The organism is Duganella fentianensis (genome assembly GCF_964031615.1).
In the GTDB taxonomy this organism is placed as follows: domain Bacteria; phylum Pseudomonadota; class Gammaproteobacteria; order Burkholderiales; family Burkholderiaceae_D; genus Rugamonas; species Rugamonas fentianensis_A.
In genome coordinates, this window is sequence record NZ_CAXIQN010000002.1 from 51674 (window position 1) to 76158 (window position 24485).

The following is a 24485-nucleotide window of genomic DNA, read 5'->3' on the forward strand; positions in this document are numbered from 1 at the left end:
CTTGTTTGCGTTATGATCTTGTTCATCTTTCAATTTCACACCTAGCTCGGGGGTTCCCTTGTTATTCGGCTTCCTGAAATCGCCCGAACTGTCGCCGCGCCTGCAACGGCTGAAAGATTCGGCCCTGTTTTCCTCGCTCACGCCGCTCGAGCTGAAGATCGTCGACGATCTGCTGCACGAGCGCCGCTATCTGGCCGATGAAATCATTTTCGATGAAGGCGAAGAAGGACAGGCGCTGTATCTGATCATGTCCGGCCGCGTGATCATCAGCCGGCTGCGCCCGCAGGGGCGGGAAGTGGTGGCGGAAATGGGCCCGGGTGCCTTCTTCGGCGATCTGGCCCTGCTCGATAACTCGCCCCGGAATGCCCAGACCCGCGCACTCGACAACTGCGAACTGGCGGTGTTCTTCCGCGCCGACTTCATGGGGCTGATGGAAACCGATGCCGTGATCGGCTACAAGATTTCGCTGGCACTGGCACGCCACATCGGCAGCCGTTTGCGCGAATGGATGAGCGGCAAGCCGCAAATCGAGGCCATATGACCCGTCTGCCCGCCCAGCAGCATGCCGGCCCCATCGTCTGGAGCGGCATCATCGCCGCCACCTGCGTGCTGCTATTCCTGCTGCAGCAGATGCTGTTTCTGGCCATCCCCTTTTTGCTGGCCATCGTGCTGTACTACATATTGCAGCCACCCATGCAGCGCCTGATCCGGCTCGGCATCAGCCATAACGCCGCCACCCTGATCGTCGGCAGCCTATTCCTGCTGGTCCTGATGCTGGCCACCATGGTGGCGATCTACTGGGAAGCAGGGCCGTCGGAATCGTGGCAAACCATGCTGGGCAAATATCTGAGCGGCGGGCTGGATTTCATCCGTCACACCATGGCCTCGCTGGAACGCCAGTTCCCCATTCTCAAACAGATGAAACTGGCGCGCACCGTCAACGCACGCATGAGCAGCTTCACCAGCACCTTCATCCAGCAGCATCTGACCGAGATCCTGGTATCGGTGGCGGGCTGGCTGCCGTCGTTGCTGCTGGCGCCCTTCCTCGCCTTCTTCTTCCTGCGCGACGGTTCGCGCTTCAAGAAGTTTCTGGCGCGCGCAGTGCCGAATGCCTTCTTCGAACGGGCCCTGTATCTGCTGCATGAAGTGGACCAGACGGCGCACCGCTATTTTCAGGGCCTGATAAAACTGACGGTGCTCGATACCATCGTACTGGCGCTGGGGCTGTGGGCCATCGGCGTATCTTCGCCGCTGGTACTGGGCCTGATCGCCGCCATGCTGGCATGGGTGCCGTATGTGGGCTCCATCGTCGGCTGCATGCTGGTGGTGATGGTGGCGTCGACCGATGCGCCGGCCGATCCGGCCATGGCCTACATGGCGATCGGCGTCTTCATCGCCGTACGCCTGCTGGATGATTTCGTCTTCATGCCGCTAACGCTGGGGCGCAGCCTGCACATCCACCCGTTGATCACGGTGCTGATGATCTTTATCGGCGGCTCGGTGGCCGGCGTGGCCGGCCTGATGCTGGTGCTGCCCCTGCTAGGCGTGGTGATGGTGGTGGGCGAAACGCTGGGCCGCCTGATTACCGACCCCCGCCTGCGTGCACGCCACCGCAACGCCATCCACCTGCGTACCCGCCAGGCCAGTGCCGATCTGGTCAGCTAAGCCACTGGCGGCTGCGGTCTCGCGTCAGAAAGTTTCCCATTCTTCCGATTGCTTGCTGGCCGGACGCGCCAGCGCGACCCGGGCCGGCGCTGCAGCCAAGGTCGGCGCAGCTTGCTGGCGGGCGTCACGCTCGTCCAGCCGGAAGGTGGCGACTACCTGCACCAGATCGTAGGCCTGATCCTTCAGGGTACTGGCTGCAGCGGCCATTTCTTCCACCAGGGCCGCATTCTGCTGCGTCACCTCGTCCATGCTGGTCACTGCTTCACCGACCTGCGCCACACCTTGCGCCTGTTCCGAGCTGGCATTGCTGATCTCGCCCATGATGGCCGTCACCCGCTGAATACTGGCCACGGTTTCCGTCATGGTAGTACCGGCCTTGTCGACCAGCGCAGTACCGCTTTCCACCCGCTCCACGCTGGCATTGATCAGGTGTTTGATTTCGCGCGCCGCCTCGGCACTGCGCGCAGCCAGACTGCGCACTTCGCTGGCAACCACGGCAAAACCCCGTCCCTGTTCGCCGGCACGGGCCGCTTCCACGGCCGCGTTCAGCGCCAGAATATTGGTCTGGAAGGCGATGCCGTCAATCACGCTGATGATGTCGCTGATCCGGCGGCTCGACTCATTGATGCCTTTCATCGTCTCCACCACTTCACCCACCACTTCGCCGCCCTGTATCGCCACGGCCGAAGCACTGGCTGCCAGCTGGTTGGCCTGACGTGCCGACTCGGCGTTCTGTTTCACGGTCGCACTTAACTGTTCCATACTGGCAGCCGTCTCTTCCAGCACACCGGCCTGCTGTTCCGTGCGCGAGGACAGGTCGTGGTTGCCTTGCGCAATCTCGGCGCTGGCCGTAGCCACCCCTTCCGAACCGCTGCGCACATGCGCCACCACACCGGCCAGTTTCACCCGCATCCCTTCCAGATTGTTGAGCAGATGGCCGAGTTCATCGGTGCGCTGCACGTGCACCGCCCGCGTCAGATCACCGTCGGCAATGCTTTGCGCCATCTCCACCGCTTGTTCCACCGGTGCGATCACACTGTTGGGAACCCGCATGATCAGCAGCAGGCCGATCACAATAATGCCGATCAGAACAGCGATGGTGGCACGCTCGGTGGCGCTCACAAAATCCAGCACCTTGTCGGCCGACTTGGCCGTGCCGTCCAGATTAAACTTGAGGATCTTTTCCATTTCGCCATAGGCTGCGCGGAACCGTGCCGGACCATTGGCGATGTAATTCTGCACGGTTTCGCTGGAAGCCCCCGCTTCCGCCTCCAGCCCCTTCAATCCTTGCCGCGCCATGGCGAAATAGGCATCGCGCTTGGCCTGATAATCCTTGTACATGGCGCGCTCGATGGGCCCTTGCGGATCATCGGGCAGGTAATCATCTATCGTCTTGGCATAGACGTCCGTGGTTTTAACCAGCGCCGCTTCGATATCAGCCAGCCGGCGTGCAAATTCGGCAGGACTCGATGCATCCTGACCTGCCATGCGCTCGCTGACGGCAAAATAATGCTCCGCGAGGTGGCCTTTCATGTGGCCGAGGTTTTCAATCGCGGGCACCCAGGAAGTACTGACCTGACCAGCCTCATATTTCGTGACGACGTTACGGTACAGGGAATACGCGGTACTAAGCACGGACAGCAACAGAATCAACGCCAGACCGCCAGTGATGCGGGCACGGATGCCAAGATTACTCAAATTCATTTGATGATGATCCAATAAAAAATGAGACGCTTACAGTGTCACGTAATTCTGTACTCCAACGCAAGATTTTTGTTAGATCAAGCCAACAACAGGCAAACAAAAGGGGCGCACATGGCGCCCCTTTACGTGAATGCTGATGGCCGGACTTAGGCAGCAACCGCCTGTGCTACCGGTGCGGCAGCGCTGTCGTCATCGGCGCGGATCAGGTGGTCGAAGGCCGACAGGGCGGCTTTGGCACCTTCGCCGGTGGCGATAATGATCTGCTTGTACGGCACGGTGGTCACGTCGCCGGCGGCAAACACACCCGGTACGGAAGTCTGGCCACGGCTATCGATTTCGATTTCGCCGTGACGCGACAGGGCAACCGTGCCTTTCAGCCATTCCGTATTCGGCACCAGGCCGATCTGCACGAACACCCCTTCCAGATCGATACGCTTGGCCTCGCCCGACACCCGGTCGTTGTAGCTGAGGCCATTCACGATCTTGCCGTCGCCATGGATTTCCGTGGTCTGCGCCGAGACGATCACGGTCACGTTCGGCAGGCTGCGCAGCTTGCGCTGCAGTACCGCGTCAGCCCGCAGTTCGGCACCGAACTCGATCAGCGTTACGTGCTGGACCAGACCGGCCAGATCGATGGCCGCTTCCACACCCGAGTTACCACCACCGATCACGGCCACGCGCTTGCCCTTGAACAGGGGGCCATCGCAGTGCGGGCAGTAGGCCACACCGTGGTTGCGGTATTCCTTCTCGCCCGGCACGTTGATTTCGCGCCAGCGTGCACCGGTGGCCAGTATCACCGACTTGGCTTTCAGCGTGGCGCCGCTGGCCGTCTGCACCTCGATCAGTTTACCGGGCACCAGTTTGGCGGCGCGCTGGGTATTCATGATGTCGACGGCGTATTCCTTGACGTGCTGTTCCAGTGCCACGGCAAACTTCGGCCCTTCCGTCTCTTTCACGGAAATGAAGTTTTCGATCGCCAGCGTGTCCAGTACCTGACCACCGAAGCGTTCCGCCACCACACCGGTACGGATGCCTTTACGGGCAGCGTACACGGCGGCGGCGGCACCGGCCGGGCCACCGCCCACGATCAGCACATCGAACACCTCTTTCTTGTTCATTTCTGCGGCCTGACGGGCACCGGCATTGGTGTCCAGCTTGGCCAGAATCTCTTCCACGCTGCTACGGCCCTGACCGAAATGCTCGCCGTTCAGGAACATCATGGGCACGGCCATGATCTGGCGTGCTTCCACTTCCTGCGGGAACACGCCGCCGTCGATGGTGGTCACTTTGATGCGTGGATTAATCACCGCCATCGCATTGAGGGCCTGCACCACTTCAGGGCAGTTGTGGCAGCTCAGCGAGATGAAGGTTTCGAATTCGTAATCGCCGTCGAGGTTGCGGATCTGCTCGATCACGGCGTCGTCAAATTTGATGGTGTGGCCGCCTACCTGCAGCAGGGCCAGTACCAGCGAAGTAAATTCATGGCCCATGGGCACGCCGGCGAAACGTACGCCGATATCGCTGCCAGCACGGTTGATGCTGAACGAAGGCAGGCGCACGCCGGGATCGGCACGCTTGACCAGCGTAATCTTGTCGCTCAGCGAGACGATGTCCTGCAGCAGTGCTTCCATCTCTTGCGCCTTGGCGCTGCTATCGAGCGCGGCGACCAGTTCGATCGGTTGCACGACTTTTTCGAGGTAGGCTTTCAACTGGGTTTTGAGCGATGCATCTAACATGATTCTTTTCCTTACAAATATTTAGGCGTATGCCGGGCCGGACGCCCGGACCGGCATCGCGGTATTACTGTAATGGTGCTGCAGTCTTCAAGACTTAGATCTTGCCGACCAGGTCCAGCGATGGGGTCAGCGTCGCAGCGCCTTCGGTCCATTTAGCTGGGCAAACTTCGCCTGGGTGGGAAGCCACGTACAGGGCGGCTTTGACTTTACGCAGCAGTTCGGAAGCGTCGCGGCCGATGCCGTTGTCGTGCACTTCCATCACTTTGATCTGGCCTTCTGGGTTGATCACGAAGGTACCGCGCAGTGCCAGGCCTTCTTCTTCGATCATCACTTCGAAGTTGCGCGACAGGGTACCGGTTGGGTCGCCGATCAGTGGGTAGTTCACTTTCTTGATCGCGTCCGAGGTGTCGTGCCAGGCTTTGTGGGCGAAGTGGGTGTCGGTCGAAACGCCGTACACGTCCACGCCCAGCTTGGCGAATTCAGGCTGGTGATCCGCCAGATCTTCCAGTTCGGTTGGGCAGACGAAGGTGAAGTCGGCTGGGTAGAACATCAGAACCGACCATTTGCCTTTCAGGGATTCATCGCTAACGTCGATGAATTTGCCGTTGACGTAGGCGGTTGCTTTGAATGGTTTGATTTGGGTATTAATCAGAGACATGGTGGTTTCCTCTTGGGTTGTGAATCATTGAGACGCCAGTGTACGGGTTTTCCGGCTATTAGGAAAATTGATTGTTCCAATACAATCAATTTGTTTTAGCTATCAAGCCGTCATAGCGGATAGCCATTATCACTGTTTCAAGCGACAACTGCATGACGCCCGCTACGGGGCGGATCAGACGGGACAGATCCGATTCAGGCCAGGCGCTGCAGGCGCAGCATGGTATCGAATTCCGCGGCCGGGATGGGGCGCGAGAACAGATAGCCCTGCCCGTAGTCGCAGCCCGCTTCGGCCAGCAGAGCACGCTGCTGTTCCGTTTCCACCCCTTCTGCGATCACGCGCAGGCCCAGTTTGTGGGCCATCACGATAATCGCGTCCGATAGCGCCATGTCGCTGGAATCGGGCGCCAGATTGCGGGTAAAGGATTGGTCGATCTTGAGGTAATCAATGTCGAATTTCTTCAGATAGGACAGCGAGGAATAACCGGTGCCGAAGTCGTCCAGCGCCACCTGTATGCCGGCATCGCGCAATTGCAGCAGCTTGCTGGCCACCGTGCTGTTAGCGTCGAGCAGCATGCCTTCCGTGATTTCCACCACCAGTGCCTGACCGGACAGGGTCAGGCTTTGCATCTGGCGCTGCCATTCCAGATAACTGCCATCGTCACGCTGGAATTCCAGCGGCGACTGGTTGACGCTGATCTGGAAGTCCGGATGGTGCTCGCTACGCCAGCGCTGTACCCAGCGCGCCGATTCGCTGAATACCCACATGCCGATATCGAAAATCAGCCCGCTCGCTTCGGCCAGGGGAATGAAGTCCATCGGGCTGACCAGCCCGCGCGTGGGGTGGCGCCAGCGGATCAGCGCTTCGGCCTTGTGGATACGCCCCGTTTTCAGGTGCACGATGGGCTGGAAATACAGCTCCAGCTGGCCACCTTTGACGGCATTGCGCAAATCATTGGTCAGGCGCATGCGCGTCAGCGCTTCCACCTGCAGCGCTGGCGTGAAATAGCTATAGCGGTTGCGTCCGGCGCCCTTGGCCGCATACATGGCCTGATCGGCGTGCTTGAGCAGATCGTCGATATCGTCGGCATCGTCGGGATACAGCGTAATGCCGATACTGGCCGAAATAAAGGCTTGCTCCTGCCCCAGCGCAAACGGCTGGCACATGCGGTCGATGATGTTCTGGGCGATGGCTTCCACCCGTTCGGTGCTATCGAGTTCCGACAGGATCACGGTGAATTCGTCGCCGCCCAGCCGCGCCACCGTATCGGATTTGCGCACGCAATCGCTGATGCGGCGCGCCGCATCGATCAGCAGCACATCGCCCTGATGATGGCCCAGCGTGTCGTTGACTTCCTTGAAGTGATCGAGATCGATGAACAGGATGGCGATGCGGCTGCGGCTGCGCTGGCTTTTCAGCAGATCCAGCGCCAGCCGGTCGAGGAACATGCGGCGGTTGGGCAGCTGGGTGAGCGGGTCGAAATTGGCCTGTTGCCAGATCAGCTGTTCCGTCTGCTTCTTGTCGGTCACATCCTCGATCATGCACAGATGCAGGGCATGGCTATCGGGCGGCGTTTCGATGGCGGTTACGGAGACGGCGATCCAGACCATTTCGCCGTCGGAGCGGAAGATCCGGTTGCTCACTTTGAAATTGCTGATTTCATGTGCCATCAGCCGTGCCATCTGGGCCTTCACCTGCGCCACATCGTCCGGATGGCCGGAATCGAGCCAGCGCATATTGCGCAGCACATCCTGCGACCGGCCGAGAATTTCCTGATAGCGGGGATTGATGTCGCGGTATTCATAGGTCACCGAATCGATCAGCGCGATGCCCAGCGGCGACGCTTCGAACATGGTGCGGAAACGCTGCTCGCCGGCGCGGATTTCCGCACTGGCCCGGCGCCGCTCGCGCGTCAGCATGCTGTAGTGGATCACCGCGCCTATCAGCAGCAGTACGGCCACTGCGGCCAGCGCGCGGTACAGCCAGCGCAGCCGGCTAGCACTGCTATCGACGTTGTACAGGAAACCATCCAGACTGATCTGCTTGGGCAATATGCCCAGACCGGCATACACATCGGCGATATGGCGCCAGCGCTCCGGATTCATATAGCCGATTTCCACCAGCACAGGCTGCACCAGCGGCACCATCTGGCGCGCTTCGTACAGCAGATGCTGGCGGTCGCCGCCGCGCGCATAGTACTTGAGGATCAGTTCCACCATTTCTTCCGGATGGCTCATGGCCCACTGCCAGCCGCGCATGCTGGCTTCACGGAAGGCCCGTACGCGGGCCGGATGGTCAGCGATTTCCTTTTCGCTGGTGAACAGATTATCACCGTAAAAATCGATCCCGACCGAACGGGGGCTATAGATCTCGTAAGGGAAACCGCGCCGGTCGAACAGATCCGGCTCGTTGGTGGTGTAGATGGCCATGGCCTGAACTTTGCCGTTGATCAGGTCATTGACGTTATAGCTATGCTCGACGCGCTGGAAACTATTGGGCGGTATGCCCTCCTTGACCAGATAGGCCAGCAGTTCATCGGAGTTGCCCAGTTCGTCCGTGAGCGTGCCTATCATGGCGCGCTTGCCGATGATGCGGCGCAGGTCCGGTTCGCTGCTGGTCTGGCGCATGGCCAGCGCATACGGCGAATGCTGGAAGATTACCCCCAGTACGACCACCGGCTTGCCAGCAGCGCGGGCCAGCAGCAGGCTGCTGGCGCCCGTGCCATACTGCGCCTTGCCCGCTTCCACATTGCGCTCAGGCTCGTTACCATCGGCCCCTTCGAGTATGCGGACATCCAGCCCTGCTTCGCGGTAATAACCCTGCTCCACTGCAGCGTAATAACCGGCAAACTGGAACTGGTGGTGGTGCTTGAGTTGCAGCGTCACCTGCTCCAGTGCCTGTGCCGGCAGCAGCACGCTTGTACCCAGCAGCAGCGCCAGCAATGTCAGCAAACTGCGCCGCATCAGACGCGCGGCCATGCTGGCAAAAAAGGCGGAAGTGGCTAGGGGCACGAATTATCCTATCGGCAGCAATGGAAACCAGATTGTAGCCGGTTCCGCCCGCCTTAATGCCATTCGGCAAGCTAATCCTGCAAAAACTAAGGGACGGCGCAGCATAAGCTGGGCCGTCCCTCGCGCAAGGCGCTGTTCTACCTGATTAAGGGATGCTTACAGGCACTGGTGCTTGCGTATTATCACCTTTACCAAGTTGACCTTCGACATTCCGGCCCCAGCCCCACAAGGTGTTATCCGAGCGCAGACCAAAAGTATGGGCATTGCCGGCCGTCACAGAAATCCAGTTGCTGGCAGTGCCGATCTGCGCTGGTGCAGAAATATCCGGACCACCGTTACCCAGCTGGCTTTCGGCATTGCTGCCCCAGCCCCACAGCTGGCCTTCACGGGTGACTGCCATGCTGTGCGCAGCCCCGGCCGATACCATGGCCCAGTTGGTGGCGGTGGATATCTGTACCGGCGCATTCACGCTGGCCGAGCCATTGTTACCCACCTGACCGCTCAGGTTATAGCCCCAGCCGTACATGGAACCGTCGGCGCGCACGGCCAGCGAATGGCTGCCACCGGCCGAGACCGAAGCCCAGGTGGACGAACCGATCTTGGCTGGCGCCGTCACATCGACCTGACCGCCATTGCCCACCTGACCATTGGCGTTGCCGCCCCAGCCATACAGATTGAGCGTGTCCTTGGTGATGGCCAGCGTATGGGTATCACCGGCGCTGACGGCCAGCCAGCCGCCCGTGGTAGGCGAAGTCAGCTTGGTCGGTACCAGACGGTCGATGGTGGTGCCATCACCCAGCTGGCCATTGAAGTTACGGCCCCATGCGTACATCACGCCGGTAGTCTTGATAGCGAAGGCATGGCCTTTACCGGCTGCCACGTAGGCCCAGTCGGTATCCTTGCCGATTTTGGTAGGGATCGCGTGATCGACGGTGGTGCCATCGCCCAGACGGCCATTCTGGTTGAAGCCCCACGACCAGATGGTGCCGTCGCTGCGCAGCGCCACCACGAACTGTTCGCCCACAGCGATCTGCTTCCACAGCAGGCTACCGCCACTCACCTGTACCGGTGCATTGCGGTCGATGGTGGTGCTGTCACCGAGCTGGCCACGGATGTTGGAACCCCATGCGTACAGGCTGCCGTCAGCCTTGCGCGCCAGCGTCTGATAGCCGCCTGCCACCACGTTGGCCCAGGGTGCGATCACGCTCAGATTGATACTGCCGGTGATGCCGTCCTGCGTCGCCGTGAAGGTATCGGAGCCCACCGCCTTGGCCGTTACGCTGCCGCTGGAGAAGATGCTGGCCACAGCGCCCGTGCCTTTGAAAGCCCAGACCAGACCGGTAGCCGTGTTGAGCACCTTGGTGCTGTTATCGGAATAGGTGCCGGTGGCCGTCAGCTGCATGGTGGTGCCGACCGGCATGGTGCTGCTCGGCGCCGTCACGGCGATCGATTTCAGCGTGGCTGGCGCAGGCGTGGAGGAACCGCCGCCACCGCCGCCGCAAGCTGCCAGCACGCCTAGCAAAGGCAGCAGCAGATAGGTTTTACAGAATTTTTTCATGATCTTCCAGTTCGCAGAAGGTGGGATGCAATCGAGGCCACGCGCAATGGTGGCCAGCTTGCGAACTAGTTTAGCGGGAATCCTGCTGCCGGCATCGCCGGAGCAGGACGGAAAACCGGGGCTAACTCGCGCCTTAGAAGGCCGGCCCGCATGGGGCCAGCTTAATCAGCAGTCAATTTTGCCATCTAGGCAAAAATAAATTCCGTCGGAACTTATTTGCGGCCGCGGGGACTGGCCGGTTTCTTGACCTTGATGGTGTCCAGAATCGAAGCGCGAGGCTTGGTTTCCTGCGATTTACGGGCAGTCAGCGAGCCGGTCAGCGCGTTGGCACGGGGCCCCCGCGCCACCGGCTGCACGGCAGCCACCACGCCCGATTTGCCAGCGCGCGCCGGACGGCCGGTGGCAGCCGGTGCAGCCGACTGGCTCTGGCCGGCAGCAGGAATCAGATGGCGCTCGCCGTTGCCGATCAGATCGGCACGCCCCATGGCCACCAGCGCTTCGCGCAGGATAGGCCAGTTTTCCGGATCCTGATAGCGCAGGAAAGCCTTGTGGGTGCGGCGGATCTTGCCGCTACGGGCGGTTTCCACTACTTCCGAATCGGCCGTGACCTTGTGCAGCGGGTTGCGGCGCGAGTGGTACATGGTGGTCGCCATGGCCATCGGGGTCGGCATAAAGGTCTGCACCTGATCGAGCTTGAAGTTATTCTTCTTCAGCCACAGGGCCAGATTCAGCATGTCCAGATCGGTCGTGCCCGGATGGGCTGCGATGAAATACGGGATCAGGTACTGCTTCTTGCCTGCTTCCAGCGAGAAGCGATCGAACATTTCCTTGAACTCGTCGTAAGCACCGATACCGGGCTTCATCATCTTGTTCAGGGTGTTTTCTTCCGTGTGCTCGGGGGCGATTTTCAGCAGGCCGCCCACGTGGTGGGTCACCAGTTCTTTCACATACTCGGGCGAACGCACGGCCAGATCGTAGCGCAGGCCGGACGAGATCAGGATCTTCTTCACACCGGGAATCGCGCGCGCCTTGCGGTACAGCGAAATCAGCTTGCTGTGGTCAGTGCCCAGATTGACGCAGATGGACGGGAACACGCACGACAGGCGGCGGCAGGTTTTCTCGATTTCCGGATCCTTGCAGGACAGCCGGTACATATTCGCCGTCGGCCCGCCCAGATCGGAGATGGTGCCCGTGAAGCCCTTGGTCTTGTCGCGGATGTGTTCGATCTCACGCAGGATGGACGGCTCGGAGCGGCTCTGGATGATGCGTCCTTCGTGCTCGGTAATCGAGCAGAAGGTGCAGCCGCCGAAGCAGCCGCGCATGATATTCACCGAGAAACGGATCATTTCCCATGCCGGAATGCGCGCCTTGCCGTAGGACGGATGGGGGGCACGGGCATAGTTCATGTCGTACACGCCATCCATCTCATCCATGCGCAGGGGCAGCGGTGGCGGGTTCAGCCACACATCGCGTTCGCCATGCGCCTGCACCAGTGCGCGCGCATTGCCGGGATTCGACTCGAGGTGGAACACGCGCGACGCGTGCGCGTACATGATGGGATCAGTGCTGACGGTTTCGAACGACGGCAGGCGCACCACCGTGCGCTGGTGTTTTTCCCGCTCCATGGCCTGCCGTTCGGCGCGGCTCATGATGCGGATCGGTTTTTCCACGACGGCTGGCGCGCTGCTCGCCTCGGCGCCGCCATTGCTGGCGCAGGACGAGGTATTCGGCTGCACCATCAGATACGGATCGGGATGGGCATCCACCTTGCCCGGCGTATCGACGCGGGTGCTGTTATGCACGCCCCATTCAGGCGACGGCAGCCAGCCACTCGGCACCATGAAAGCCGTACCACGCAGATCGCGGATGGCCTTGATATCTTCGCCCGCGTTCATGCGGTGGGTCAGGTCTACCAGCGCCCGTTCGGCATTCCCGAAAATCAGCAGGTCGGCCTTGGAATCGACCAGCACGGAACGGCGCACCTTGTCCGACCAGTAATCGTAGTGGGCAATACGGCGCAGCGACGCTTCGATCGAGCCGATCACCACGGGGATGCCGGGATAGGCTTCGCGCGCGCGATGGGAATAGGCCGTGACGGCACGGTCCGGACGCTTGTTCGGTTCGCCATTGGCGGTGTAGGCATCGTCCGAGCGGATCTTGCGGTCGGCCGTGTAGCGGTTGACCATGGAATCCATATTGCCGGCCGTGATGCCGAAGTACAGGCGTGGCTTGCCCAGCACACGGAAGGCTTCTGCAGAAGTCCAGTCCGGCTGGCTGATGATGCCGACACGGTAGCCTTGCGCTTCCAGCAGGCGGCCGACCAGCGCCATGCCGAAGCTGGGGTGGTCAATATAGGCGTCGCCAGTGACGAGAATCACGTCGCACTCGTCCCAGCCGAGCGCGTCCATCTCGGCGCGGGACATCGGCAGGAAAGGCGCAGAGGCAGCGCGGGCAGACCGCTTGGGGACGGTCGCAAATAAATTGGTAGGGGAGCTCATATCGGACGGCATTGTACCGGAAATGCGCCGCCCCCGCTTGGCGCGCCAGCGGAAAACCTTTTAGTATTCAAACACTTGGGCAATACAGGCAAGCTAGACAATCCGGCAATGATGTCAGAATCACCTTGCGTGCGCGGCGTGGCTGGCTATAACGAAAGCATCACCATGCGAGGAGGACTACCATGCGACGCCGCCTCTACTTCATGCTGCCCGATAGCGCCAGCGCGCGCAGCCTGCTCGACGAACTGCTGCTGGCCAGAATCTCCGTGCGCCACATCCATTTTATGGCCCAGCACGCTATGCCGGAGGATTTACCGGCGCTGGGCATGCTGGCCCGCACCGATATAGTCCATGGCGCCCAGCTGGGTGCCGCGCTGGGTGCGGCCATCGGCCTGAGTGCTGCCGTGCTGCTGGCGCTACACCCGCTGGCGGGCTGGCAAAGCGGCACGCTGGCCATCCTGCTGCTGATGCTGGCCGGAGCCCTGCTCGGTAGCTGGGCCAGCGCCATGAATGCCGCAGCCGTGCCGAATACGCGGCTGCGCCGCTTCGGGCCGGCACTGGCACAGGGCCAGCTGCTGCTCATCCTCGATGTACCCGCTGCGCGGGTAGAAGAAATCGAAGCGCTGATCGCGCGCCGCCATCCGGCCGCGCGCTTTGACGGCATGGAACCGCCGGCGCTGGCTTTTCCCTGAACGGGTAGGCTTTAGATACCCATGCTGGAGAGAATATTGCCCAGTTCGCGCAGGGCCGGTTCCAGATGCGGGTGTTTGACGGCAAATTTGGCACCCAGCTCCTGCGCCCGCTCGGCCAGACCGAAGGTGCTGCTTTGCTCGGCAACGTCGGCTTCGGCGGCAGCATTGCGGGCCAGCAGTTGCTGGATATCGCCGTCGAGCTGGCTCAGCAGGGCACGCGATTCCTCATCCAGCGGGCCGCTCTGGGCCAGATGGCTGTGCAGGGTCGTCAGAGTGGCCTTGAGTTTGCTATCCATGTTGCAATCCTAATCGTTAAAGTGGGTGGCGCAATACAGCGCTTCGACGCGCTCGCGCGCCCACGGGGTTTTGCGCAGGAATTTCAGGCTGGATTTGATGCTGGGGTCGCTCATAAAACAGTTGATCGCGATGCGCTGGGCCAGTTGCTCCCAGCCGTAATATGCGTGCAAGCGGATCAGGATCGCTTCCAGTGTCATGCCCTGCAGTTGTTTGCTCATACTTTATCTTACCCATAAAAAAAGACCGCTGGGCCGATTTTCACATAAATCGACCCAGCGGCCCTTGGCAGCGCGCTGCCTGACCTAGCGGGACTGCTTATTTTTCCGTCAGGCCGCGGCGTTCCAGCAGCGGTTCGACGGTGGCATCACGGCCGCGGAACTTGCGGTACATCTGCATGGCATCCATGGTGCCGCCGCGCGACAGCAGCATCTTGCGGAACCAGTCGCCGTTCTTGCGCAGCATGCCGCCTTGCTCGTTGAACCAGTTGACGGTATCGGCATCGAGCTTCTCCGACCACAGGTAGCCGTAGTAACCGGCCGTGTAACCACCGGCGAAGGTGTGCGAGAAGTAGGTGGTGCGGTAGCGCGGTGGCACGGGCGCGTAATCGATGCCGGCCGACTTCAGCGCGGCCGCTTCAAACCCGAGTACATCGGTCGGGATCTGCGCCACACTGAGCTGGTGCCATTTTTGATCCAGTATCGATGCGGCCAGATATTCCGTGGTGCGGAAACCTTCGTTGAATTTCTTCGACGCGATCACCTTGTCCAGCAATTCCTTGGGCATGGCGGCGCCCGTCTGGTAGTGGGTGGCGTAGTTGGCCAGCACTTCCGGCCAGACCGACCACATCTCGTTGACCTGCGACGGGAACTCGACGAAATCGCGCGGTACACGGGTGCCGGCGAAGCGCGGATAGGTCACATCGGAGAACATGCCGTGTAGCGCATGGCCGAACTCGTGGAACAGGGTGCGCAGTTCGTCATAGGTCAGCAGGGTGGCTTCGCCATCCTTAGGTTTAGGAATGTTGAGGTGATTGGCCACCACCGGATGGGTGCCCATCAGCTTGGATTGCGACACGTAGGCATTCATCCATGCGCCGCCGCGCTTGTTGCTGCGCGCGTAGAAGTCGGCGAGGAAAATAGCCAGCTGCTTGCCATCGGCATCGTACACATCGAACACGCGCACATCGGGATGGTAGACCGGCAGATCCCTGCGTTCCTTGAACGTCAGACCGTACACCTTGTTGGCAGCAAAGAACACACCCTTGGTCAGCACGTTGTTCAGCTCGAAGTAGGGGCGCAGCTGGTTCTGGTCGAAGTTGAAGCGCTCGGCGCGCACCTTGTCGCTGTAGAACGACCAGTCCTGCGCGGCCAGCTGGAAGCCGCCCTGTTCGCGGTCTATCACCTGCTGGATCTCCGCGCCTTCTTTTTTGGCATTCGCCACGGCCGGGCGGGCGAATTCGGCCAGCATGCGGTTCACGGCCTGCGCATCATGCGCCGTCTGGTCTTCCAGTGCGTAATCGGCAAAGCTGGCGTAGCCCAGCAGCGCCGCTTTCTCGGCGCGCAAACGCACCAGCTTCAGCACCACTTCGCGGTTATCGAATTTACCGCCATGGCTACCGCGCTCCAGCGAAGCGGCCATCAGGCGCTCGCGCACGGCGCGGTTGGTCAGCACGGCCAGATTGGCCTGTCCCGAAGTATTTACCACCGGAATCACGAATTTGCCGTCCAGACCGCGCGCCTTGGCCACGGCGGCGGCGGCATCGATGGCGGCATCGGACATGCCGGCCAGTTCTTCACGGGTATCGACTACCAGTGCCGACGCATTGGCTTCTTCCTGCACGTTCTGGGCAAACGCGGTCTGCAGATTGGCCAGCTGGCCGTTCATGGCTTTCAGCTTATCCTTGTCGGCGGCCGACAGGCGGGCACCGGCGCGTACGAAGTCGGTGTGGTAGCGCTGCAGCAGGTATTTGGCTTCCGCGTCGAGGTGCAGCTTGTCGCGCTTGTCGTACAGCGACTTGATGCGCGCATACAGCTTCTCGTTGAGACGGATGGCATCGCTGTGCGCCGCCAGCTTGGGCGACAGTTCGCGTTCCAGTGCCTTGAAGCTATCGTTGGTGTTGGCGCCGGACAGATTGCCGAACACCGAGCTCACGCGCGACAGCAGCTGGCCGGATTTTTCCAGCGCCACGATGGTGTTGTCGAAGGTAGCCGGTTTGGGATTGTTGGCGATCGCTTCGATTTCCGCAGCGTTGATGCGCATGCCTTCGGCAAACGCTGGCGCGTAGTCTTCGTTCTTGATCTGGTCAAACATCGGGTAGCCGAATGGCAGCTTGCTAGGCTGGGCAAACGGATTGCTAGCTGGCAGCATCGAGGCCGGTTCGGCAGCGTGTGCCGCACTGCATACGAGCGCAACGGCGGCAGCAATCATCAGAGGACGGTTCATGGTGTTCCTGTCTTAAATGGTAGGTGTTGAACTGGGCAAGGGCTTATTTCAGGCCGCGGCGTTCCAGCAGCGGCTCGATGATGGCATCGCGGCCACGGAAGTTACGGAACAGCTTCATCGCATCATCGGTGCCGCCGCGCGACAGCAGCTGGTTGCGATACCAGTCGCCGCTAGCGCGCTTCAGACCACCGTTCTGCTTGAACCAGACTTCCGTATCGGCGGTCAGCTTTTCCGACCACAGATAGGCGTAGTAGCCCGCTGCATAGCCACCGGAGAAGCTATGCGAGAAATAGGTGGTGCGGTAGCGTGGCGGCACGGGCGCGAAGTCCACGCCCAGATCTTTCAGCGCACTCGCTTCGAAAGCCAGTACATCGCTGGGAATCTGGGCGGGTGTGAGCTGGTGCCAGCGCTGATCGAGCAGCGAGGAGGCCAGATATTCGGTAGCAGTAAAGCCGCGGTTGAATTTGCGCGACTCGATTACCTTGTCCAGCAATTCTTTCGGCATCGGCTCGCCCGTCTTGTAGTGCTTGGCGTAATTGGCCAGCACTTCCGGCCACACGGCCCACATTTCATTGGCTTGCGACGGGTATTCCACGAAGTCGCTCGGCACGCTGGTGCCGGAGAAGCGCGGATAGGTCACGTTGGAGAACATGCCGTGCAGCGCGTGGCCGAATTCGTGGAAGGCAGTCGACACTTCATCGTAGGTCAGCAAGGTCGGTTCGCCCGCGGGTGGCTTGGGAATATTCAGGTGGTTCGCCACCACCGGATGACGGCCCAGCAGCTTCGATTGCGAGCTGTATTCGTTCATCCATGCGCCGCCCTGCTTATTGCCACGGGCGTACATGTCGGCCATGAAGATGGCCAGCTGTTTGCCGTTAGCGTCGAACACATCGAACACGCGCACGTCGGGGTTGTACACGGGCAGATCCTTGCGTTCCTTGAACGAGATGCCGTACAGCTTGTTGGCGGCGAAGAACACGCCCTTGGTCAATACGTTATCCAGCTCGAAGTAAGGCTTGATCTGCTTCTCGTCGAAAGCGTAGCGCTGGGCGCGCACTTTGTCCGCGTAATACGCCCAGTCGGCAGCGCCCAGCTGGAAGGTGGCACCATCGGCCACCACCATGGCCTGCAGATCAGCCGCTTCCTTGCGCGCGTTATTCACCGCCGGTTTGGCCAGATCGCCCAGCAGTTGATTGACCGATTTGGTGTCATGCGCGGTCTGGTCGTCTAGCGCATAGGCAGCGAAGTTGGCATAACCGAGCAGGGTGGCTTTTTCGGCACGCGCCTTGGCGATCTTCAGCACGATCTCGCGGCTATCGAATTCACCGCCATGGCTGCCCCGTGCCAGCGACAGCGCCATCAGTTTTTCGCGAACGTTGCGATCCGTCAGTTCCGCCAGTGCCGGCTGGCCGCTGGTATTGACGATAGAGACGAGGAATTTACCGTCCAGACCTTTGGCCTTGGCGGCAGCAGCGGCGGCATCGATGGCTGCTTCGCTCATGCCGGCCAGCTCGGCGCGGCTATCCACGATCAGCGCGGCAGCATTGGCTTCTTTCAGCACGCTCTGACTAAAGCTGGTCTGCAGCGTAGCGATGCTGGCGTTGAGGTTCTTCAGCTTCTCTTTGTCCGCATCGGACAACTGGGCACCGGCCCGTACGAAATCCTTGTGGTAGCGCTCCAGCAGGTGGCGCGCTTCCGCATCGAGCTTGAGCTTGGCGCGCTGCTGGTACAGGCTGTGTACGCGGGCGAACAGTTGCGGGTTGAGATAGATAGCATCGCCGTGGGCGGCCAGTTTGGCCGACATTTCACTATCGATGGCATCCATCTTGTCGTTGGTATTCGCGCCCTGCAGGTTGTAGAACACGGTCTGAGTGCGGCTCAGCAGCTCGCCCGATTTTTCCATCGCCACAATGGTATTGTCGAACGTGGCCGGTTTCGGGTTATTGGCAATCGCGGCTATTTCTTCCAGCTGGATACGCATGCCTTCCGTGAAAGCGGGAGCGAAATGCTCGTCCTTGATCTGGTCAAACACAGGATAGTTGAACGGCAGCTTGCTGGCCGTTGCCAGCGGATTGCCAGCCAATACAGCCGATGCAGCAGGAGTTTCCGCTGCGGCGATCACGGTCTGGGAAAACGCCAGGCCGAGTGCGGCCGCGACGACGAGCATTTGTGGACGGGACATGGGGGACTCTTTCAATAAACGCCGGTGGAAGATGCTGACGTGCGCAGCAGATACAGCGGCGATGATAGCAGTCGCTCATGACGGCCGTCACGGGCAAAAGATGCTGCACTGCACTTTATCGGAGAGTTAGCAGTTTTTCCGAACAAAGCTTGGCCGCCAGCGGCCTAGAAAGGGGATGTGCAGTGCCCAGATGCAACTATGCAGAATTACTGGGGAATTTCCGGCTCGACCAGCTGAGCCAGCAAGGTCAGTGATTCCTGCCAGCCCAGATAACAGGCTTCCGGCGGGATTACTTCCGGCACGCCCTGCTGCACCACGGCCAGCTCCGTGCCGCAGAACACGCTACGCAGAGCGATCGTGGTCTGCATCTGGCCCGGCAAATTGGGATCATCGAACTGGGCCGTGTAGATCAGTTTTTCATGCGGCACCAGTTCCAGATATTCGCCGCCGAAGGAGTGGCTGTTGCCGCTACCGAAGTGGGTGAAAGACATGCGGTAGCTCCCGCCCACGCGTGCATCGAGCGCATGTACTTTGCCGCTGAAACCATGCGGTGGCAGCCACTTGGCCAGAGCATCGGCATCCAGAAACGCCCGATAGATACGCTCGGCCGGGGCGCGCATTACGCGGTGCAGCTTGATAGTGTGGGTCATGGTTCTGCTCCTGTCGGATACGGTAAGTGGCCATCCGTGCGCCCCGCCTCAGCTGACCGGCGCAGCAGCTTTACGCTACACTGCCAGCCTGATGAAAGCTACAGGACTTGATGATGGAAAACGAAGCTGAGCTGCTAGCGACTCTGGCGCAGCAGGAAAACGCACTGCAATTTACCACTTTCAGCAGCGAGACGGCGCTCGCACTGGGCCTGAAGGTGATAGAACTGGCGCGCCAGCGGCAAAAAAATGTCACGGTGCAGATTAGTGTGAATGGCAAACAACTGTTCCAGCATGCCATGCAGGGCTGCACGGCGGATCAGGCCGACTGGATCCGGCGCAAGAGCAACGTGGTGCTGCGCTTTGGCCGCAGCTCATATGCAGTGGGCTGCGACTATCGCCAGCGCGGTGTGGCCTTTGACCAGCAAAAGCATCTGCCGCCGGAAGACTACGCAGCCTTTGGCGGGGCCTTCCCGATACTGCTGCGCGGCACGGGCATGATCGGTACGGCCGCCGTGTCCGGTCTGCGTCAGGCCGAGGACCATGCGCTGCTGGTCGAAGCGCTGGAGGCAGTGCTGCGCTAGTCAGGCAGCGTGCGCGCCAGTCTGGCGCGCCGCCCGTGGCTTAGTAGTGCGGTGGCGGTTCGTGTGCCAGCGGCGCAGCACCGGCATTGCGCGCCTGATCGCGCACATGCTGCACCAGCAGATTGCACAACTGCTCGAGCTTGTCGATCTGCTGCTGCTGTTCATAGATGCGCTGGTTCAGCGCTTCCACCAGATGTTCCTGATGGGCCAGTTTGATTTCTATATCGATAAATCGGTCTTCAGTATTGCTCACGCCATGCTCCCGTCTGGAAAGCATGCATTTTACCGGCTCTGCCGCTTTACGACTTGGCGATGGCCAGCCGCTTGCCCACGCCCCCATGGCCACGCCGCTTTAGCAGGCTGGGCACATTACTCGCTGCGGCCGAGGCTGCCCCTGCTTCCGGCACGGCGGCTACGGCGGCCGAGGCGGGCAACTGGAAGCTGCTGACAGCCTTGAGCAGCTCGTGCGCCTGCTCGCGCATGCTCTGCGCAGCTGCGGCGGCCTGTTCCACCAGCGCGGCATTGCGCTGGGTCAGATCATCCATTTCCGTGATCGCACTGTTGACCTCCTCGATCCCCTGCGTCTGACGCCGGCTGGCCACGCTGATGTCGTTCATGATTTCCGTCACATGGCGCACCGAAGTGACAATATTGCCCATGGTCTGACCAGCCGTGTCGGCCAGCTTGCTGCCGGTTTCCACCTTGCCCACCGAATCGTCGATCAGGTGCTTGATTTCGCGCGCGGCCTGCGCCGAACGCTGGGCCAGCCCCCGCACTTCGGTTGCCACCACGGCGAAGCCGCGGCCCTGTTCACCGGCACGGGCCGCTTCCACGGCGGCATTCAGCGCCAGAATATTGGTCTGGAACGCGATCGAATCGATCAGCGAAATAATGTCCACTACGCGCGCCGAGCTTTCCTTGATGGAGGCCATCGTATCGACCATTTGCTCCATCACCTGCCCGCCCTGCACGGCCACATCGGAAGCCGACACCACGAGCTGGTTGGCCTGCTGGGCGTGATCGGCATTCTCCCGTACGGTGTCAGTCAGTTCGTGCATGGAGGCTGCGGTTTCTTCCAGCGAACTGGCTTGCGATTCCGTGCGCGCCGACAGGTCGGCATTGCCTTGCGCGATCTCGCTGGCTTCCTGCGTAATCGTATGGCCGGCCGTACGGATATCCGTCAGCAGATGGGTCCAGTTATCGATCACTGTGCTCAATGCACGCGACAGCGCGCCCATTTCATCATCGCGCCGCATCTCTACCGGCGTGGCCAGATCACCGGCGGCCAGCCGTTCGGCGGTGGCACAGGCATCGGCAATCGGATGCAGCACGGCCCGCGTAATGGCGCCCGTCAGCGCCAGCAGCACCAGCGAACCGATGCCCATCACGATCAGTATCACCCATATGGCACGACTGTCGGCGGTCTTGGCTTCCTGCAGCGACAGATCGGCCTGCTGGTTGAGATTGCCCACCACCTTGTCCAGTACGGCACGCATTTTCTGGTACTGGCCGTCCGCCCCCTGCATTGCGGCCACCCCCGTATTCGCATCCATCGAGGCCAGATCGAGTGCCTGCGCGACGCCGGCACGGTAGGCCGCCAGCATGGGCAGCGCCAGCGCTGCCTCGTTAGCGCCCGTCATATCCTTGAGCCGGTTGAGTTCGGCGGCGACCTTATCCAGTTCGCCCGAAGTCTGCTTGCCGAAGGCCGCTAGATCGGCTTCCGTCAGACTGCCCGCAATGGCAATTTTTGCGTAGCTTGAAGAATGGATCTGCCCCAGCACATTGCTTTGCTGGCTAGCCGTTCGTAGCGCTACGAAGGTGCTTTCCTTCAAATTCTGTATGCGGCCTTCGTTGTCCTGCATGGAGAAGTAAGACACAGTACCGAGGAACATCAAACAGGCTAATGCCGCTGCTGGCACGACCAGCAATTTATGTGCGATCTTCAAGGTCTATCCATCCAAATCTTTGCGCGCCGCCCAGCGGCGCGCAGGTACTAGGGATCAAAGATATATGCCGCCGCAAACCACCGTATCGTTGAGCTTCTCGCAGTACATCTGCTTGGGCTCGATCTTCTTGGTTTCTGGATTGGTAAATTTATAGTCCTGCCAGAACGTGCCTTTGGCTTTGCCCAGATCCACCCGTTCTTTGACGAAGGCTTTGCCGTCGATATCCTTCAGTTCGATCAGGTTCTTGCCCACCATTTTGGTGTTGCTACCATGCGCCAGCACCGTGCCATCGAGACGGTAGACCACGATGTACAGATCATGCAGGATGAACTGCGGCGCCTTGCCAGTGAAATCAGCGTAGGCTTTGGTATCGCCTTCTTTTTTAATATGCGCCACGGCTTTTTTCACCATGGCTTCGGCATCGGCCCGGGTGGCACCGCCTTCGGCAGCGTGGAGAGACGGCACCAGCGCGCAAGCAGCCACAGCCAATGCCAGACGGAGGGAAGTAGTCTTTAGCATGATGTCTCTTTTTGTAAGGAATCAGGATGAAAGTTGACGTGCATTAACATTTGCACGACAACTTCATACTAGTCCTGTTCTTCCTCACGTGCACACGGGACGCCATGAATTGTGTCGCCGCGCCACTTTTTGCGACACCTGCGCAACACTCAAAGTGGCAATTTTTGCGTAACCGTCATCATTGCTTCAGGACTTGGGCGTGGCCAGCAATTCCTTCATTCTTGCTAGCCTTTCCTTGGGTGTCAGCACTTCCGTTTCCAGCGGCACGGCCGTGCCCACATCGAGTGCCATTTCCTTGATAAAACGGGAGGGATCGCAGTGCACCAGCTCGCCTGCGCGCTTGCGCTTCTTGCACCAGCTGACGTGCAGCGTGCGCTGGGCGCGGGTAATCCCCACATACATAAGGCGGCGTTCTTCCTGTACCCGCGCAGCGATCTGCTCGGCCGGAGCATCGGCATCACCCTTGTGCGGCAGAATGCCTTCTTCCACCCCCACCAGAAACACGTGGGGATATTCCAGCCCTTTCGACGCATGCAGGGTGGACATGCGCACGGCATCGGGATCTTCGTCCTGCCCTTCCAGCATGGACATCAGCGCCACCATCTGGGTCAGTTCCAGCACGTTCTTTTCGTCGCCATCGCGGTCCTTGCCGCCACGGCCACGTTCCTTGAGCCAGTTGGTAAATTCCAGCACGTTCTGCCATTTGCTCTGGGCCGCACGCTCGTCGAACATATCGTACAGATAGGATTCGTAGTTGATGGCTTCCAGCAGATCGTCCAGCACCTGCGCCGCATTGTCGCCGCTGCCACTCGGGCCGGGCCGGCTGGCACGCGATTCCAGATCGTTGATGAAGTTGCAGAACTCGCGCAGCGGACGCAACTGCTTTTCCGCCAGCAGCGCTTCGATGCCGCCCTTGAACACGGCTTCGAACAGCGAGCACTGCCACTGGCCCGAAAACGTCCCCAGCGTTTCCAGCGTCGACTGGCCGACCCCGCGCCGTGGCGTGGTGACGGCACGAATGAAGGCCGGATCATCGTCGGTATTGGCCAGCAGGCGCAGATAGCTGATGATGTCCTTGATTTCTGCCTTGTCGAAGAAGCTCTGGCCGCCGGAAATGGTGTAGGGAATGCGCTCCTTGCGCAGGCATTGCTCGATCACGCGGGCCTGATGGTTGCCGCGGTACAGAATCGCATAATCGGACCATTTGTTCTTGCGCTCGAAATGGTCGGCCGAAATCATGATGGCCACCTGCTCGGCTTCCTGATCGTCGTTGGCCATGCCCAGCACCTTGATCGGTTCGCCCAGTCCGTGTTCCGACCACAGCGATTTCTCGAACAGCTTGGGGTTGTTGCCGATCACGGCATTGGCCGCCTGCAGAATGCGCGTGGTGGAGCGGTAGTTCTGCTCCAGCTTGATCACGGCCAGATCGGGGAAATCCGTCTGCAGCGTTTTCAGGTTTTCCACCGAGGCGCCGCGCCATGCATAGATGGCCTGATCGTCATCGCCCACGGCGGTGAACATGGGCTTCTTGCCCAGTCCCGTCACCATCAGCTTGACCAGCTCGTACTGGCAGGTATTGGTGTCCTGATACTCGTCCATCAGCAGATAGCGCAGGCGGCGCTGCCACTTGTCGCGGATCGGCTCGTTGTTGCGGAACAGCTCTACCGGCAAGCGGATCAGATCATCGAAATCCACCGCCTGATAGGCCGACAGCGTGGCCACATAGCTGGCGTAGATGCGCGCCGACTGGGCCTGATCTTCGTCCTTGGCCTGATTCAGCGCCTGTACCGGATCGATCAGGCCATTCTTCCACAGCGAGATATCGGTCTGGATGCGGCGCACGATCTGCTTGTCCGTGGTGATGGCCAGATCCTGTATCAGCGAACCGCAGTCATCGCTATCGATGATGGAAAAGCGGTCTTTCAGGCCCACCCCGTTGGCTTCCTGGCGCAGTATCTTCACCCCCAGCGAGTGGAAGGTGGAGACGGTCAGCTGCTTGGCCTGACGGGGCTGCTTGAGCAGCTTGGCAATCCGCTCCTGCATTTCCAGCGCCGCCTTATTGGTAAAGGTCAGCGCCGCAATGGTGCGGGGGTCGTAGCCACGGTCTTCGATCAGATGGGCGATTTTCTGCGTGATCACGCGGGTTTTGCCCGAGCCGGCGCCGGCCAGCACCAGACAGGGGCCGTCCAGATAGGTCACGGCCTCGCTTTGCGGAACATTCAGGCCGAACATAGGGGCTTTGGACATCGGATCAGGCTCTTGCAGGGAAATTCAGAATCGCATTGTAGCAGCCCGCCGCAGCGGCCCGGACAAGCCGGGGGCTATTGCGTTACCATGCGGGATCGA

Annotated in this window: 19 protein-coding genes; 4 read left to right on the forward strand and 15 right to left on the reverse strand. The window is 60.5% G+C overall.

Going from position 1 to position 24485, the window contains the following annotated elements; translation table 11 throughout:
- The first annotated feature begins 58 nt into the window (after window positions 1-58).
- Window positions 59-541: a cyclic nucleotide-binding domain-containing protein gene (locus ABNT42_RS00260; protein WP_348692461.1), complete on the forward strand. Its 483-nt coding sequence runs from the start codon at window positions 59-61 to the stop codon at window positions 539-541.
- Window positions 538-1665, forward strand: a complete 1128-nt coding sequence (locus ABNT42_RS00265) for an AI-2E family transporter (protein ID WP_348692464.1) — start codon at window positions 538-540, stop codon at window positions 1663-1665. Before ABNT42_RS00260 ends, ABNT42_RS00265 begins: the two co-directional genes overlap by 4 nt.
- A gap of 24 nt (window positions 1666-1689) precedes the next feature.
- Here the strand turns inward: ABNT42_RS00265 and ABNT42_RS00270 are convergent, their stop codons facing one another.
- The 6 genes from ABNT42_RS00270 to ABNT42_RS00295 all read right to left on the reverse strand — a co-directional run bounded on the left by ABNT42_RS00270 (window position 1690) and on the right by ABNT42_RS00295 (window position 12755).
- Window positions 1690-3369, reverse strand: a complete 1680-nt coding sequence (locus ABNT42_RS00270; protein ID WP_348692466.1) for a methyl-accepting chemotaxis protein — start codon at window positions 3367-3369, stop codon at window positions 1690-1692.
- 146 nt (window positions 3370-3515) lie between these two features.
- Complete coding sequence (gene ahpF / locus ABNT42_RS00275; RefSeq protein ID WP_348692469.1) at window positions 3516-5105, reverse strand: alkyl hydroperoxide reductase subunit F; 1590 nt, start codon at window positions 5103-5105, stop codon at window positions 3516-3518.
- Between the two features lie 94 nt (window positions 5106-5199).
- Window positions 5200-5763, reverse strand: a complete 564-nt coding sequence (ahpC, locus tag ABNT42_RS00280; protein ID WP_155435771.1) for an alkyl hydroperoxide reductase subunit C — start codon at window positions 5761-5763, stop codon at window positions 5200-5202.
- Between the two features lie 194 nt (window positions 5764-5957).
- Window positions 5958-8774, reverse strand: a complete 2817-nt coding sequence (locus ABNT42_RS00285; protein ID WP_348692472.1) for an EAL domain-containing protein — start codon at window positions 8772-8774, stop codon at window positions 5958-5960.
- A 145-nt stretch (window positions 8775-8919) separates the two neighbouring features.
- Window positions 8920-10332, reverse strand: coding sequence for a hypothetical protein (locus ABNT42_RS00290; RefSeq protein ID WP_348692475.1), 1413 nt, complete (start codon window positions 10330-10332; stop codon window positions 8920-8922).
- Window positions 10333-10544: 212 nt separating this feature from the next.
- Window positions 10545-12755, reverse strand: coding sequence for a YgiQ family radical SAM protein (locus ABNT42_RS00295; RefSeq protein ID WP_348692478.1), 2211 nt, complete (start codon window positions 12753-12755; stop codon window positions 10545-10547).
- Between the two features lie 257 nt (window positions 12756-13012).
- Between ABNT42_RS00295 and ABNT42_RS00300 the strand changes: the two genes are divergently transcribed.
- Window positions 13013-13522, forward strand: coding sequence for a DUF1269 domain-containing protein (locus ABNT42_RS00300; protein WP_348692480.1), 510 nt, complete (start codon window positions 13013-13015; stop codon window positions 13520-13522).
- Between the two features lie 11 nt (window positions 13523-13533).
- Here ABNT42_RS00300 and ABNT42_RS00305 read toward each other — a convergent pair whose 3' ends face one another.
- From ABNT42_RS00305 to ABNT42_RS00325, 5 genes are all read right to left on the reverse strand, one after another.
- Window positions 13534-13818 (reverse strand): DUF4404 family protein, encoded by a 285-nt coding sequence (locus tag ABNT42_RS00305; protein WP_348692483.1) that lies wholly within the window; start codon window positions 13816-13818, stop codon window positions 13534-13536.
- A gap of 9 nt (window positions 13819-13827) precedes the next feature.
- Entirely contained in the window at window positions 13828-14037 is a 210-nt protein-coding gene (locus tag ABNT42_RS00310) for a VF530 family protein (protein ID WP_155435765.1), read from the reverse strand.
- A 97-nt stretch (window positions 14038-14134) separates the two neighbouring features.
- Window positions 14135-16261: a M3 family metallopeptidase gene (locus ABNT42_RS00315; protein ID WP_348692486.1), complete on the reverse strand. Its 2127-nt coding sequence runs from the start codon at window positions 16259-16261 to the stop codon at window positions 14135-14137.
- Window positions 16262-16304: 43 nt separating this feature from the next.
- Entirely contained in the window at window positions 16305-18443 is a 2139-nt protein-coding gene (locus ABNT42_RS00320) for a M3 family metallopeptidase (RefSeq protein WP_348692488.1), read from the reverse strand.
- A 206-nt stretch (window positions 18444-18649) separates the two neighbouring features.
- Window positions 18650-19093, reverse strand: coding sequence for an SRPBCC family protein (locus ABNT42_RS00325; RefSeq protein ID WP_348692490.1), 444 nt, complete (start codon window positions 19091-19093; stop codon window positions 18650-18652).
- Window positions 19094-19206: 113 nt separating this feature from the next.
- Here ABNT42_RS00325 and ABNT42_RS00330 point away from each other — a divergent pair, with 113 nt between their 5' ends.
- Complete coding sequence (locus tag ABNT42_RS00330) at window positions 19207-19674, forward strand: heme-degrading domain-containing protein (RefSeq protein ID WP_348692493.1); 468 nt, start codon at window positions 19207-19209, stop codon at window positions 19672-19674.
- Between the two features lie 40 nt (window positions 19675-19714).
- On the opposite strand, the gene ABNT42_RS00335 is transcribed toward ABNT42_RS00330, so the two are convergent.
- From ABNT42_RS00335 to ABNT42_RS00350, 4 genes are all read right to left on the reverse strand, one after another.
- Window positions 19715-19927 carry a SlyX family protein gene (locus ABNT42_RS00335; protein WP_161041082.1) on the reverse strand — a complete coding sequence of 71 codons (213 nt, stop codon included), beginning with the start codon at window positions 19925-19927 and terminating at the stop codon, window positions 19715-19717.
- A 46-nt stretch (window positions 19928-19973) separates the two neighbouring features.
- Entirely contained in the window at window positions 19974-21620 is a 1647-nt protein-coding gene (locus ABNT42_RS00340; protein ID WP_348692496.1) for a methyl-accepting chemotaxis protein, read from the reverse strand.
- A gap of 54 nt (window positions 21621-21674) precedes the next feature.
- Window positions 21675-22139, reverse strand: a complete 465-nt coding sequence (locus ABNT42_RS00345; RefSeq protein WP_348692499.1) for a cache domain-containing protein — start codon at window positions 22137-22139, stop codon at window positions 21675-21677.
- Window positions 22140-22325: 186 nt separating this feature from the next.
- Window positions 22326-24386, reverse strand: coding sequence for a UvrD-helicase domain-containing protein (locus ABNT42_RS00350; protein ID WP_348692501.1), 2061 nt, complete (start codon window positions 24384-24386; stop codon window positions 22326-22328).
- Window positions 24387-24485 lie beyond the last annotated feature (99 nt).